Source organism: Bacteroides thetaiotaomicron VPI-5482, assembly GCF_000011065.1.
GTDB lineage: Bacteria > Bacteroidota > Bacteroidia > Bacteroidales > Bacteroidaceae > Bacteroides > Bacteroides thetaiotaomicron.
On record NC_004663.1, the window covers coordinates 1,593,865 to 1,609,060 of the forward strand.

A 15,196-nucleotide genomic window follows, 5' to 3' on the forward strand; every position below is an offset into this window, starting at 1 on the left:
AAATTTATGAAAAACCTGCGATATATGCTGATAGCAGCATGTTCAGCCTGCCTGCTTCTACCTTTGGGAAGTTGCATGGATACGGACATGAACCGTAATAAATACGAAGTGGACAGCGAAGAAATCGGCCGTGAAAACTACGACCTCGGCTCCACTATCAGAGGCCTGCAAGGCTTAGTAATACCTGCACAAGAGCATCTTTACCAATTCATGGAAGCCATGTGTGGTGGTTCTTATGCAGGATATTTCGGTGAAACACGTACCGGATGGCTGGAGAAATACTCTACCTATAATCCTAAAACCGACTGGTTGAAGGCACCATTTACAGATGTTATATCAGAAACATATCCTAAATATTATGCAGTTTTACAACATGAAGATGCCCCTGTAGCCCTTGCATTAGCCAAACTGCTACGAGTAACTATCATGCAACGCGTGACGGACATTTACGGCCCTATCCCCTATAGCAAAGTGTTAGTATCCGGAGAAGGTTCTGAAAGCGATGGACTGAATGCGGCTTACGATTCACAGAAAGATGTCTACATGCGTATGTTTCAAGAACTTGAAGAAGCCGATCAGGCACTTGAAGACAACATGACAGAAGGCAATAGCGGATTTGAAAAGCTGGATGATGTCTACTACGGAAAACTACAACAATGGCGCCTTTTTCTCCATTCACTACAACTACGCATGGCTATGCGCCTATGCTACACCGATATGGCTGCCGAAGCCCAAAGCATTGCCGAGAAAGCCGTAACGGCAGGAGTGATCGAAAAGAACGACGACAATGCCTTATTCCATGTAGCAGAAAATCGCTCAGCACTCTGCTTCAACGATTGGAAAGACTATCGTGTAGGAGCCGATATCATCTGTTACATGAATGGTTATGCAGACCCACGTCGGGATAAATATTTTACCAAGGTGAAGAATAACGACCAGGAAGGTTATTACGGCATGCGTATCGGCATAAATTCACCATTTTCTGATGACGACATGATAACATCGTACTCCAATCGTTTGATGACCGCCAGCGATCCTTATGTATGGATGACTGCCTCCGAAGTAGCATTCCTGCGAGCCGAAGGAGCATTACGCAAATGGAATATGGGCGGTGAAGCCAAAGATTTCTACGAAACAGGGGTTAAGCTTTCTTTTGAAGAACATGGAGCCAGCGGAGCGGAAGACTACCTGAATTCAATAGCCTCTCCAAGTGGCTATACTGACCCGCTAGGTTCGTATAGCACAGGTAGCCCCGCCAACATTACAGTAAAATGGAATGAAATGGGAGAACAGGCATTCGAAGAGAATTTGGAACGTATCATTACCCAAAAGTGGATTGCACTTTTCCCCAACGGCATTGAATCATGGAGTGAACACAGGCGTACCGGATATCCCAAATTATTGCCTGTTGTCGTGAACAAAGGCCGCAATGTTAGTACCGAAGCCGGCATGCGCCGACTCATGTATCCCAACGAAGAATACACCCAGAATTCTTTCCACCTTAACAATGCCATTAATGTATTGATAAAGGAAAGTAGTAATAATCAGGGGGGAGATACCGGTGGTACCCATGTATGGTGGGATCGTAAAGCAAACAAGTAAGAATCTTTAAAAACTAAGATAATATGAAAAATAAAAACCTTATATTCAGTTTCCTAACTGTCGTTACTCTCACGATTGGTGCAGGCTGTCTGTGGACATCGTGTGACGATTGGACCGAAACGGAACAGGTGGATTACGGAGTAACTACCCCCGATGGTCAGAACCCTGAACTATATGCCCGCTACACACAAGCTGTTCGCAACTATAAAAGTCGCAAACACTATGCCGTATGTGTACGCTTCGACAATGGACATAGCGGAGACGGAGAAAAAGACTTTCTTCGTTCGATGCCGGATAGCATTGATGCCGTCATTCTGGAAAATGCGGCAACACTTAATTCAGCCGATCTGGAAGACATTCCTGTATTGCAGACTAATTTTGCAACAAAGGTTCTTTTTAGTTTCAATCTGACCAGTATCAAAGAGAACGCAGAAAGTTCGGGACAAGAAATCAAAACACTTCTGGCTCCCGCTTTAGAGCAAATGGTATCCGCCATTACCGACAATGGGCTTGACGGAGCTTCAATCTCCTACACCGGTGACATCGGACTTGGTAATAACGCAGCAGTCAATGCAAGTATAACTGAGATGCGTCAGTTACTGCTTGACAAGATTACACCGTTAGCAAAAAATGGGAAAATCTTTTTTCTGGAAAGTAATCCACTTTTTATTCCCGAAGCGAACCGGGATGTATTCACCCGCTACGTACTCAATACTACGTCCTCTAAAAATGCCAGCCAGTTACGTCTTCTGATTAATGAAGCTATCTATTATGCAGGTATTCCCTCAGACAAGCTGCTCATTACCGGCGATCCGGAGCTAATGACTACGGACAATAATGACGGGCTTGTCTCACAAGTGCCTTTCTTCGCCATACAGGTAATAGATTGCGGGCCTATCGGCGGCTTAATGATACAGAATGTCGCTGCAGACTATTCGCACGCTAACATCACTTATAAGGAGACACGTGGTGCCATACAGACTTTAAACCCTTCACCTTTAAAATAAACACAGGAGGAATCTAAGATGAAAAAGCAAAAAATACGATTCGCAATTTTCATGTTGTTACTTGCTGTCACTGCTTGCGACAATGCCGATTATAGTAAAAGTGCTCCTTTCGACAACGGTGTCTATTTAAGTGTAGCCGAAAGCAAAACATCGGAGACTATGACATTCAACAAAACGATTATTCAGCGCGAAAAGAGCTTCACAGCCCGGCTGGCATATCCTGCTGGTACTGATGTTACGGTCAACGTAACAGTTGACCCTTCACAAGTAGAAGCCTACAACTCACGCAATAATACCAGCTATGATATATTGCCGGCCAAACATTACCGATTGGAGAGCAACGAAATGACAATACGCGCAGGCAAAATCAATTCAGCTCCGTTACATATTTATTTTGAAAACCTGACAGAATTGGAGATTGATAAAGCATATCTCTGCCCAGTGTCTCTTAATTCCGCACAAGGTGTAGGCCTATTGGATGGCTCAACCACCTACTGGTATATAGTGAAACGCTCCAGCGCCATCACTACCGCTGTTGACTTACGCTATTGCTACGTCGAAGTTCCCGGATTCTATGTACCCAAATGGGGAACAGAGCCTGCCGGCAATGCTGCTCATCTGAACAATTTGAAGGCTGTCACCTTTGAAATAATCACCCGTATATCCAATTTCGACGAAGCCAATACAGACATTTCCAGTCTGATGGGCATCGAGCAATATTTCTGTTTCCGGGCAGGCGATGCAGGCTTCCCACGTCAACAGTTGCAGATACAGACTCCGGCAGGAAAGTTCCCCGAAGCCAACAAAGCCAAATTACTGAAAGAAAATGAATGGTACCATCTCGCACTAACGTACGACATTGCCACCAAAACAATTATTTTCTACGTCAATGGAAAAGAACAAAGCCGAAGCACTAACTATGGCAACAGCGAATTCTCCGAAATAAAACTTGCCAACCGCAAACAGGAAAGTTTTCCCGGTGCAAGCGATGGTGACTGGCTTTTCTACATAGGACGTTCTTATAATGACCGCTGGCTTATCGACCGTCAACTTAACGGTAATGTCTGTGAGGCACGTATCTGGGATGTAGCACGTACACAACAGGAAATCTGGAAAAACATGTACGACATTGAAGATCCGGAAAATGAAGCACACCTCGCTGCTTACTGGAAATTCAATGAAGGAAGCAGCAATGATATCAAGGATTACTCCAAATATCATAACGATGCACACATTGTTCGTTATTGGAAAGATTTCAATAGCAAAGAAGAATATGACGTAAAAAATGAGGAACTATGGCCAAGCGGCATAGAAGTTCCGCAAGTGAATAGGGAAGATTAGAAATGAGAAACTTATAAAAATCAAAATATGAAACAAATATTGAAACATATACTGATTCTGGCATTTGCGGCAGGTTTTATTGGGACTGCCTGCGAAAATAACGATCTTAATATCGATGCCGGTACATTCCCCGAAACCGGAGGTATAGGTCTTTCTATGGGTATATTACAAAGCGATAATTATGCGATGGAAAACCCACAGATAAACATGGACCATGCCAGTTTGAGCGATCAATTTCACATCAGCTTAACAGAACCGGCTTCACAAACAGGAAATTATACCGTAAAAGTAGACGAATCCAAAGTACTGGACTTCAATTCGAAGCACGGAACGAGTTACCCTCTGTATCCTACAGAATACATAGATTTAGGTAACAGTGGAAAAATGACAATAGAGAAAGGAGAACAGCAGTCAAACTCTGTCTCTATTGCCTTCAAATATGATGAAGCCATAGAAGATTCTGTTATTTATGTACTCCCTCTGACAGTGGAAGAGAACAATAGTTCCCCGGCCATGTCTAGTGAACGCAAAACATTATATTATATAATTAATGTATGGGGAATGGCTCCTGCCGAATATAACGCTATAAAGAAAAACTTCATTCAGATAGCAGGGGTAGATCCCGAATTCACCAATCCTCTACTGCTCAACAAACTCTATTTTGAGTCTATGTCTCTTTCATCACCAGAAGTAGATTACTACAATCCATTCGACATAATCAACCTACAGTTCGCTACCGTCAAGGCAGACGATAATCTGTTGCCATCTTTATATCTAAAAGATGATCTGGCATACGTACTAAAGAAACGTGAAAAGTACATCGTTCCATTGCAACAGTTAGACCACAAAGTTTGCCTTGCCATTAAGGGAGCGGGAGAAGGAATTGGTTTTTCCAATCTGGGAGAAAAAGAAATGATGATATTTGTAGAAAGAATAAAACAAATGATTGATATATATCATTTAGATGGAGTCAATCTATATGATGCTAATTTTTCCTATGAAGAAAGTAATGAAAACATTAATTACTCAAACAATCTATGCAAATTCGTAGCATCTTTACGAGATAAGCTAGGAAACAAGATCATAACCTATACACAAACTTCTGAATCTCCGGAAGGGATCACTAATGACGCTAATTTGAAATTAGGAGAACTTTTAGATTATGCTTGGTGTGATCAATTGAACACAATTATTGATCCTTGGAGTACTCCTGAAAAATGGACACGTCCTATTGCAGGATTAAACAAAGAAAAATGGGGAGCTTTAAATACTGATATACATATGTCAAGTGAGCAAGCAAATATTTTAGATCAAGTGATAGAAATGTTTACTCAACCCTCACTAATGATAACCGCTGGAATAAATCATGTATTTGTAGTAAATAGAGTAGACTATGTTAGTGCAGGAACGGAATCTTATGCACCGACTTATATGGCTTATGGTGCTATCTGTAACTTATGTGATATGGAAAAAGAATATTTTGTAACAGGTATTAACTCTCCAAATAATCAATACCTCAACATTCATGATCTTCTCATGCCTAAAGATTATTAAGATATAACATTCATATTTATAAAGCATCTGTGAATATGGACAAACTGAGAAAGGAGATGCAGAATATTTACGCATAAAAATCAGACTATGAAGGAGGAACTTTTACCAAACACGTATCCTATCAATGCCAAAGACATGTCTTCCGCATTGATTATAAGAAAAGAAAAATCATTAAATCAATTTTAAAATTTACATTATGAAAAACTTGTATAAAATTTTAGCGTCATCTATCGCTATATTTGCATTTTGCGCATGCTCACAAGAAGAAATGCCAGTAAACCAATCAGATAATAATCAATCTGAAGTAGTCACCCGTTCGGCCACAGGTATTAAAAACATCGTTTATATTGAAGTAAATGATATCAATCCTCTTAATGCAGGGTCATATATTATGGATGATGCTCCATTTTTCGATTATGTAATTCTGTTCGCTGCCAACATAAGAGGTGTAGGCTCAGACGCTACTTTATATAACAATCCAAATGTACAGTACATTTTGGACCACAAAGACACTCTGATTAAGCCTCTTCAAGACAAAGGTATCAAAGTTTTACTCGGTCTATTAGGTGACCATACAGGACTCGGATTCGCAAACATGAATTCAGCTCAGACTGAACAGTTTGCTACCGCCGTTGCCAATGCTGTTAGTCAATATGGATTAGATGGTGTAGACTTTGACGACGAATGGGCTGAATACGGTAGAAATGGTTATCCATCTGGAAGTACAGGTTCTTTCTCTAATTTGATTACTGCGCTCCATAACAAAATGCCAGGTAAGACGATTACTGTATTCAATTATGGCTACACAAGTGAGCTTACAGGAGTTAATAGCTATATTGATTATGGCATTTACGCATTCTTCAACTCCCCATCGTGGAGTACAGGTTTTGGTATGCCGAATAGTAAATTTGCACCTTATACCATTAATCTGAATAGTGCTCCGTCTGCTGCTAGTGCTCAACTTTATTCAGGACAAGTTGCAAGTAAAGGTTATGGTGCTATCGGTTACTATGACCTTAGAGCCAACAATATCGTAAGCGTATTGAATGGTGTTGCAAAAGGAGCTTTCAAGTCTACTTGTACTTATGACGGTAATTCTTATCCAAAGAATTATTAACCAAAAGTTTTAAAGCATCACACTTGATGAAGTATTAAAATAACTTCTCCCTCTTTCAACAAAAGAGGGGGAAGTAGTTTAAAGTGAGAGAGTAATGTATTTTTTCACATGTTCCTTTTTAGTAAAGGAAACATGTGAAGAATTACTCATACAACATTTATTAGATAATATATCCTTCGGAAGCTACTCACTCTTCCAACGCTCATATAATTAACTGGCGGGAAAGTTACGGGCAAAAAAAGAAGAGAAGTAGCAACCGAGGATAATCAGATGAATGCTGTGACATTTTTGTATCTAATCTAATTATTATAAGGGGAAAAGCAAAAATGTCACAGCATTACTAATCAACACTTTAAGCCCACAAAACAGTTCTTTTTCCTACAAGTTTACAAAAATCATCTATATACTTTTCACTTTTTCATAGAAGAAAACTGCACTTTTTTCACTCCCCCCTATCCAATCATAAAGAAACAATAAAGTTACAGTCGAGTAATCAGACAGGCAGACTTGTGCAACAAGTCTGCTACAGTTATGCATCCCTGTAGCTACGCAAGTGCAACAGAATAAAACATAAGCAACAAGCGGCTAATAGCTGGCAAGAATTCATTAATTCATATGGTAGAATGCTTTAAACCAACCTGATAAATATAAGAAAAGATATATAGCATTATACCAATTTATTAAGCATACTTCATAGAACCATACTATAAATCTACGTATCAATCTCCCAAACCAGGAATAAAAACAAAGAATTCCATGACTGTTTTGATCTAATTATGATTTTATTAAACATAAATTAATAATAAGCAGAACCTTAAATAAGCAAGCATTATTATTTTCTACGAACAATAAATATAACATTGTATTAAAAATATACAAGTTTTCAATACATTTTATCGCAAACATCATACAAAAAGTAACAAGTCTCTATTTTTAATCAGATATTATATCAATTTTTTATAACTATGGCGTATATTTACCTCATAAGAACAAGCAATATTATATTATAAAAAAATACGTATATATTATCCAAAAACCCAAAAATGAGAGAATCTGAATTGGTACTAAATGGAAGTTATTCCAAAAGTACCCAACCAAAAGCACGGGCACCTCCTGAGCAGCCCGCATTACTTACAATATATTTAACATTTATGTTTAATAAAAAATAATCAAATTAATTATTGTTACTTGGAGGAGATTTGCCCTATTCCTTTCAAAAGGGTTCAAACATTAGAATTAAAACTCTACATATATACTACGCATTCCCGATATCAGCCTTCAAAGAACAAATAATTTTGAGATCATGTTATTTGAACTTATTGATATACAATCATGAGACCATAATACTGTGCATTTTTCCTTGCTTCAAACCCGAACAAGAGGAATAGATCAATTTCACCAAGTGACGTTACTAAAAAAACAGATTAATATGAAATATTTAATTATAACGTCATTATACACTTCTATTATCGCAGTTACAACCACCCAAAGTGAATTATTTCCAATTTTATTTTCAACAGCAGGAATACTTTTATTGTATTGGTTCTTGTCTCATTCTTTTGCCATGCGGAAAGAAATTGCTTTCTTAAAAGAAGAAAATCAGTACTTCATGGATTCCTTCCGAAACATTCGCACCCCAATCACATTGCTTCATACGCCTTTGAAGTCAACCTATAACAAGAATTGCCCAGACAATATCAAAAAGGAGCTGTCACTGGCGATTCGCAATATAGATTGCCTTAATGATCATTTAACCAGATTAATGGACCTGAAGCAAATAGCCGCTCATTCCCTAAAAATGAATATTACGGAACATGAATTAGGAAATTTCCTTAAAAATAAAATATCTTCTCTGAAAGATCATGCAGCAAACAGACATATTAAATTAGAAATCCAAACAGAATTCAAATATGCAAGCGTGTGGATAGATCAAAGTAAAATATCTCCCGTAATAGAGAAATTCATAAAGAATATAATAGATCATACAGAATATTCAAAAAAAGTTATTATACACGCATCTTTATGCAACAAATATTGGATAATAAAAGCGAGTTATACGGGAAATGAAAACCTAATGAAATGCTATAAATGCTCCGGTAAACATCTTATTAAACAAAAAACAGAACCTAAATATTACTTTGCAAAAAGTGCTTTATGCAAAAAACTGACAGAAATATGCAATGGAGAAATATTAATCAATAATTCATGTCATACGATCACATTGCGTTTTCCTGTAAAACCCTCTTATGAAAATGTATCCGAACGCAGTTTGGTTCATATAGAGAAGAATATAGAAGAAGAAAAGATCGATGCCTTATTCCATAAAAGTTCACAGAAAAGAAATTCATCCAGACCTGTCGTGATTATGGTCGACAGTAACGAAGAGTTCAGATCCTATCTGGAAACCTGTTTGTCAGAGGAATACATAGTCAGAGGCTTTGAAAACGGAGCGGACGCATTGGGATATATCAAAAATGAACATCCGGATCTGGTAATATGCGATACAGTGCTCAACGGAATGGGCGGTGATGAACTTTCTTCAAGGCTGAAGACGTCTAAAGAAACATCTATTATACCGGTCATCCTTTACGGATCGCATATAGATGCCGACCAACGCAGTAAAAGGGAAGCGTCATTAGCAGACACATTCATGCATACTCCTTTTCATGTGGAGGATTTAAAGATAGAGATTGCTGTTCTTATCAGGAACAGCCGCCTTCTTAGAAAAGCATTCCTGCACAAAGTATTCGGAGAACATTTTCTGCAAGTACAACCAACCGAAATGATCAAGGAAGCTACTGAAGGAAGCAAAAGCCTATTGATCAATGAAGTAAAAGAGTATATTCTTGAACGCATAGAGAAAGAGGATTTGACTATCGATGCGATTGCCTCACATTTGAAAATGAGCAGAACGAAATTCTACAATAAGTGGAAGTCAGTGACCGGCGAGGCCCCGACCGTCTTTATTGAAGCGGTTCGAATGGAAAAGGCACACGAGTTGTTAGAAAGCGGGAAATACCCTGTCGGAACCATACCGGAAATGATCGGATTGAAGGATGTAAAAAACTTCCGCAACAGGTATAAAGAATACTTCGGAATTACACCTAAAGAATCGATCAAGAAAAAATAGTCGGAATAGAACGGACAACTAAAAGCATGTCCGAATGTACTCCAGCACGGTCTTCACGGAGAAAGTGACTGGAGTACTTTTTTATTTCCATGATGCAGTATTTCGTCATTTCCGGTATTTACTCTATGTACGTACACCTTAATTTTGAGAATTAATAACCTAATTTGTTTAACAAGTATGAAAACTTTAACTAAAATGAAAAAAGTATGTTGCTTAAGTCGTTTTGTTTTATTGGTAATGGCATTGGGGATGACCAGTATCTTTACCTCTTGTAGTAGTGATGATGATGAAAATATTCCGGTATATTCTCTCAAAGATGTAGAAGGCACCTATTCCGGCAAAATGCAGACAACCTCTATCGCTCCTTTGGAAAATGCAGAGAATGAAGCTGAAGACGGAGTCACCGTAAATGCCGAATTAAAAGATAATCATATATTAATCAGCAAATTCCCGGTAGAGGATCTGATCAAAAGCATTATCGAAGATCCGGACGCAGCCGAAGCCATCATCAAAGCGGTAGGAGATGTAGAATACAAAATCCCTTATCAGGCAGCTTTCAATGATAATAAAGACAACATCTTACTTCAAATGTCACCTGAACCCTTGGTATTGGAAATCGCAATGGAACCACAACCCATAAGAAAAACTGAAGGGGAAGAAGAAACTCCTAAACTCACCGTAAAAGTGACAATCAAAGCTGACGAGAAAGGCAGTTATGCTTATGAAGGTCAGAAACTGAAGTTTGCTATTCAGGCAACAGAAGTTACAGTAAATGAAGAACGGTTTGATAAATTTCCGGCAACGACCTTTTCTTTTGATATGACTAAGAAATAAGGTGACTGTTTAATTATTTACAGAATAAAATGTAAAAGAGAGTGTGTCTGCGAAAGAAGACGCACTCTTTTTTTTATAGACGAAAGGCATCATCCGTTCTATGAAAAGAGTAGGATAAAAAACGGTGGATGACAAACGATGCCCGGTTTTAACCGTATCATTCGTTTATCATCCACCGCTTATTACCGAGTGTTTTTAACTTACCGCTTCACATTCTTTTTTCTCTTTCTTCTGCTTCTGCGATTTTGTTGTTTCCGACGGCTGTAGCGTTGCCATCTCTTATAAATCATCCATCCGCTCATCAAAGCTACGACAACAAAAATCAGAATAGTAATACCTACCCCCAGGTTGTCACCTTTGATGCGTGACCAGATATCCAGTACCTCTTTGGTTTTATCTCCGAAGTCACGAATCATAGCGCAGCGTTCCACCACCTTACGGTCGGGATATTGAATCTTATCAATCTGTATGCTGTCGGCATCCGGATCGAAGAAATAACTTAAATCCGCATAATAATCCAGAGTCGTATCCACTTTCTCTTCCAGAATCTCCGGTGTAGCGATAGAACTCACATATCCACAGAAATCCATATTACGCAACGCAATGTCCGGACGGCACATAAAGTTGATAAAGTAGCTGGCAGCCACCGGATTCTTCGCATATTTAGGAATCACCCAGCCATCATACCAGATATTACTTCCTTCTTTCGGAACCACGTAGTCAAGGTCCACTCCTACCGCATTCGCCTCTTCAATCGCCCATATCGCATCGCCACTCCAGGTCATATTCAGCCATGCTTTATTCTTCGTCATCATCTCCTTACCGAAGTCCGCTTCCCAACCGGCAATATTCGGTTTCATAGCTTTCAGATACTTTTCGGCTACCTCCATAGCACGTGGCGAGTAATCATTCATCAGGTCTTCCACCGTCACCGTCCCTTCTTCCAGCTCTTTGGCATGGGCATAGATAACAGCTGTTCCATAAGCGTCACGGTAACTGTCTTTCATCAGAATCTTTCCTGCATATTTCTTATCCCAAAGACATTCCCAGGAGAAAGCGTCGGAATCGGGAACGTATGCCCGGTTATAAAGAATACCTGCGGTCCCCCACATATAGCAGACAGCGTAACGGCTTGCTTCTTCACCCGGCTGACTCAGTTTATTAATCTGTTCGCGAATAAATGGTGACACATTATTCATGTAATTAGGGGAATGGGCGAAAGTGGTGTCAATAGGCAACAACAGATGCTTTTTCAGCATTCTCTCAATGATATATTCCGAAGGACAAACCACATCAAAATCCTCATGTCCTTTTTCTATTTTCGTCAACATGATCTCGTTGATGTCGAATGTCTGATAGACGATGCGGATATCTTCACCTGTCTGTTCTTTATAGTACGCCTGGAAATCTTCGAGTACACCTTCTCCTATATAATCTGCCCAGTTATAGATCTTAAGAACTCTCTCGCGTGGCTCGCCGGAATTGTAGCAACCGCTCAGAAAACCAGCCAGCACCAGCAAAAACAAGTTAACAGCAACTATTCTTTTCATTTTATTTACGTAGCAGTACATGTTCATGATTCTTTCTTCTTCGTTTTTCCGGCACGGTAATTAATTACTATCAGTAAAGCCAGTACCACCACAAAAATAATGGCGGACAACGGGCGGAGCTCGGGAGTCAGACCTCCCTTGCGGGCATCGGCATAGATATAGGTGGAAAGCGTTTCCAGCCCTTGATTACCGATGGTAAATACAGTTACGGCAAAATCATCGATTGAAAGCGTCAGTGCAAGCATAAAGCCGCTGATCATTCCCGGACGAATCTCCGGAATGATTACCTTCCGCAAAGCCTGCATAGGTGTAGCTCCCAAATCGAGGGCAGCTTCATAAATGTTCGGATTCATTTGTTTCAGGCGCGGCAGAACGCTTAATACGACGTAAGGAGTACAAAAAGTGATGTGCGCCAGTACCACTGTGGTATATCCCTGCGTGATTCCGAGAGATACGAATAAAAGGAAAAGCGATATACCGGTTATGATATCACCGTTCAGAATAGGAATACTATTCACAAAACCAATCGCCTTGCGCGAGCGTGCTTTTAAGTTGAAGATGCCGATGGCAGCGATGCTGCCCAACAAGGTAGATGCCGTGGCAGCCAGCAGCGCAATGGTAATGGTATTGATCAGGGCATTCATCAGAGAATGATGGGCACCTGTATTAAATAGCGATGAATAAAGTTTGGTCGAAAACCCGGTCCAGTTACCCAATACCTTCGCCTCGGTAAAAGAGTAAATCACAATGATCACAATAGGGGAATATAGCAACAGCAGTAATACCCACAGGTAAGTCTGAGCGAATATCTTCTTTACCATAGCCCACCTCCTTCGTTCGTATTATCCTTATCATCGGTACTGAACAGTGAAGTCGCGGCTATCAGCAGCAGCATGATCAGCGAAAGTGCTGCCCCATAGTTCCACATACTGTTATTGATATTCTCCTGAATGGTAGTACCAAAGAGTTTGATATTGTTCATCGTCAGCAGTTCGGCAATGGCGAATGTCGAAATAGTCGGCATAAACACCATCATGATACCGCTCATGACTCCCGGCATGGAAAGCGGGAGAACTGCTTTGAAAAAGACCTGTACAGGATTAGCCCCCAAGTCCTGCGCCGCCTCAATGTAGCTATGGTCCATCTTCTGCAATGTGTTATAGATGGGATAGATCATGAAGGGGATAAAGTTGTAAACCATACCGAAGATCAGTGCTCCCTCTCCCAGCGGAACGCTGAAAAAGTCGAATAAAGCGACAGTGGCAAGGGTACGTACCAGAATATTCACCCACATGGGCAGGATAAACAACACCACCATTGTTTTGGAACGGTTCAGCTTGCTGTTGCTTAATATCCAGGCTGCGGGATATCCCAGCAGGATACAGATAAGAGTCGTAATAATGGCAATACCTATGGAATAGACGAAGGTATTGATCGCTTCGGGATGTTCGAAGAATTTCTGAAAATTGGCGAGTGTCAGATGACCGTTATCATCGGTAAACGCATACACGACAATTAGAACCAACGGTATGACCACAAAGATCGCCGAGAAAATAATGTAAGGAAGAGTCCAGCTCTTACGTGATGACAAAAATACTATAAACTTCTTATTCACTTCCTTTCCTGTTAATCGGTTATTTTAATTACACGAATCGCATCCGGAGGGATAGTAATACCCACACGGTCTCCGTCATCCCAGACATCGTTCGTATCCACAAACACATTCTCGTCCCAGTCAGACCATACAGTCAGATGGTAATGATCACCTTTATAAAGGATGAACTTCACTTCTCCCGTCAGCGTACCGTCTTCTTCGTTATCCTGCAAGATCACTTTATCAAAGTCTACTTCGACCTTGACATCCGTACCGGATTCCAGCCCTTCCACAGAAGCACATTCGAACGTACAGCCCAGGAACTCTACATGAGTAGCATCCTGCAACTTTCCTTCAAATGTATTGCATACACGTTCTTTCTTCATAATATGAATATCAAACGGCTTCACCAGCAGCCCCACTTCCGCACCGACTTCAAAATGATGATAATCCTGAACAAGGAACTCATATCCGCCACAAAGCACAGTCATTTCATAGTGTACCCCTTTGAAGATCGAAGTCTGTACCACACCGGTCAGTTGCGCCATCTCCGAAACCGGGAAAATATAAAGGTCTTCCGGACGAATGACTACGTCCACCGGAGTATTTTCACCGAAACCTTCGTCCACGCATTCAAACTCCGTACCACAAAAGCGTACCAGTTTATCATGAATCATCGTTCCGTTGAGAATATTACTTTCTCCGATAAAATCCGCAACAAATGAATTGATCGGCTCATTATAGATATCAATCGGCGTACCGATCTGCTGGATTTTTCCTTCGCTCATCACGACAATCGTATCACTCAATGTCAAGGCTTCTTCCTGATCATGAGTTACGTATACAAATGTAATGCCCAGAGATTTATGCATTTCTTTCAGTTCCATCTGCATATCCTTGCGCATTTTGAGGTCGAGCGCAGCCAACGGTTCGTCGAGCAGCAAAACTTCCGGCTCATTGACAATGGCACGGGCAATAGCTACACGCTGTTGCTGGCCACCGGAAAGAGAATCTACATCCCGATACTCGTAATCCGTCATACCAACCATCTTCAATGCGGCTTTCACCTTCTTGCCGATTGTCTGTTTCGGCGTCTTTTTCAGCTTCAGGCCGAAAGCAATATTGTCGTATACATTCAAATGCGGGAACAGGGCATATTTCTGAAATACCGTGTTCACCGGACGTTTATGGGGTGGAGTCTGTGTGATTTCCTTACCCGATATTCGGATTTCGCCTTCCGAAGCTGTCTGAAAACCGGCAATGAGACGCAACAATGTCGTTTTTCCGCAGCCGGAAGGTCCGAGAATCGTAACAAACTCGCCCTTTTTCACGTTCAGAGTTACATCATCCAAAGCTGTTTTGTCGCCAAAAAACTTCGATACATGGCTAACCTCAATGATGGATTTGTCTTCTTGCATATTCATACTAAAAGTTTGGGCTGCAAAGGTACACATTTCTACGATTTCC

11 protein-coding genes are annotated in these 15,196 nt (G+C 40.4%); 7 read left to right on the forward strand and 4 right to left on the reverse strand.

The window, feature by feature from the left end; genetic code table 11:
* The first annotated feature begins 6 nt into the window (after positions 1-6).
* The 7 genes from BT_RS06465 (at position 7) to BT_RS06495 (ending at position 10,585) form a co-directional block, all read left to right on the forward strand.
* Entirely contained in the window at positions 7-1,602 is a 1,596-nt protein-coding gene (locus BT_RS06465; RefSeq protein WP_008763016.1) for a RagB/SusD family nutrient uptake outer membrane protein, read from the forward strand.
* Positions 1,603-1,625: 23 nt separating this feature from the next.
* On the forward strand, positions 1,626-2,609 hold the full coding sequence (locus BT_RS06470) for a glycoside hydrolase family 18 (RefSeq protein WP_011107687.1): 984 nt from the start codon (positions 1,626-1,628) through the stop codon (positions 2,607-2,609).
* Positions 2,610-2,627: 18 nt separating this feature from the next.
* Positions 2,628-3,950, forward strand: coding sequence for a DUF1735 and LamG domain-containing protein (locus tag BT_RS06475; protein WP_011107688.1), 1,323 nt, complete (start codon positions 2,628-2,630; stop codon positions 3,948-3,950).
* A gap of 27 nt (positions 3,951-3,977) precedes the next feature.
* Positions 3,978-5,504, forward strand: coding sequence for a BT_3987 domain-containing protein (locus BT_RS06480; protein WP_008764982.1), 1,527 nt, complete (start codon positions 3,978-3,980; stop codon positions 5,502-5,504).
* 196 nt (positions 5,505-5,700) lie between these two features.
* Positions 5,701-6,621 carry an endo-beta-N-acetylglucosaminidase family protein gene (locus tag BT_RS06485; RefSeq protein ID WP_008764981.1) on the forward strand — a complete coding sequence of 307 codons (921 nt, stop codon included), beginning with the start codon at positions 5,701-5,703 and terminating at the stop codon, positions 6,619-6,621.
* Positions 6,622-8,050: 1,429 nt separating this feature from the next.
* On the forward strand, positions 8,051-9,751 hold the full coding sequence (locus BT_RS06490; protein WP_008764979.1) for a hybrid sensor histidine kinase/response regulator transcription factor: 1,701 nt from the start codon (positions 8,051-8,053) through the stop codon (positions 9,749-9,751).
* Positions 9,752-9,928: 177 nt separating this feature from the next.
* Positions 9,929-10,585: a DUF4840 domain-containing protein gene (locus tag BT_RS06495; RefSeq protein WP_008764977.1), complete on the forward strand. Its 657-nt coding sequence runs from the start codon at positions 9,929-9,931 to the stop codon at positions 10,583-10,585.
* Between the two features lie 200 nt (positions 10,586-10,785).
* On the opposite strand, the gene BT_RS06500 is transcribed toward BT_RS06495, so the two are convergent.
* The 4 genes from BT_RS06500 to potA are packed head-to-tail and all read right to left on the reverse strand — an operon-like array spanning position 10,786 to position 15,153.
* Positions 10,786-12,135, reverse strand: coding sequence for an ABC transporter substrate-binding protein (locus BT_RS06500; protein ID WP_011107690.1), 1,350 nt, complete (start codon positions 12,133-12,135; stop codon positions 10,786-10,788).
* Between the two features lie 23 nt (positions 12,136-12,158).
* Entirely contained in the window at positions 12,159-12,956 is a 798-nt protein-coding gene (locus tag BT_RS06505; protein ID WP_008762999.1) for an ABC transporter permease, read from the reverse strand.
* Positions 12,950-13,750, reverse strand: a complete 801-nt coding sequence (locus tag BT_RS06510) for an ABC transporter permease (RefSeq protein ID WP_008762998.1) — start codon at positions 13,748-13,750, stop codon at positions 12,950-12,952. The genes BT_RS06505 and BT_RS06510 overlap by 7 nt, the downstream gene beginning before the upstream one ends.
* Positions 13,751-13,761: 11 nt before the next feature.
* Positions 13,762-15,153: a polyamine ABC transporter ATP-binding protein gene (potA, locus tag BT_RS06515; RefSeq protein WP_008762997.1), complete on the reverse strand. Its 1,392-nt coding sequence runs from the start codon at positions 15,151-15,153 to the stop codon at positions 13,762-13,764.
* Positions 15,154-15,196 lie beyond the last annotated feature (43 nt).

Bases quoted from the DNA above. Each gene is read 5' to 3' on its own strand.
- BT_RS06465 (WP_008763016.1), top strand. From the start codon at position 7: ATGAAAAACCTGCGATATATGCTGATAGCAGCATGTTCAGCCTGCCTG.
- BT_RS06470 (WP_011107687.1), top strand. From the start codon at position 1,626: ATGAAAAATAAAAACCTTATATTCAGTTTCCTAACTGTCGTTACTCTC.
- BT_RS06475 (WP_011107688.1), top strand. From the start codon at position 2,628: ATGAAAAAGCAAAAAATACGATTCGCAATTTTCATGTTGTTACTTGCT.
- BT_RS06480 (WP_008764982.1), top strand. From the start codon at position 3,978: ATGAAACAAATATTGAAACATATACTGATTCTGGCATTTGCGGCAGGT.
- BT_RS06485 (WP_008764981.1), top strand. From the start codon at position 5,701: ATGAAAAACTTGTATAAAATTTTAGCGTCATCTATCGCTATATTTGCA.
- BT_RS06490 (WP_008764979.1), top strand. From the start codon at position 8,051: ATGAAATATTTAATTATAACGTCATTATACACTTCTATTATCGCAGTT.
- BT_RS06495 (WP_008764977.1), top strand. From the start codon at position 9,929: ATGAAAACTTTAACTAAAATGAAAAAAGTATGTTGCTTAAGTCGTTTT.
- BT_RS06500 (WP_011107690.1), bottom strand. From the start codon at position 12,135: ATGAAAAGAATAGTTGCTGTTAACTTGTTTTTGCTGGTGCTGGCTGGT.
- BT_RS06505 (WP_008762999.1), bottom strand. From the start codon at position 12,956: ATGGTAAAGAAGATATTCGCTCAGACTTACCTGTGGGTATTACTGCTG.
- potA (WP_008762997.1), bottom strand. From the start codon at position 15,153: ATGAATATGCAAGAAGACAAATCCATCATTGAGGTTAGCCATGTATCG.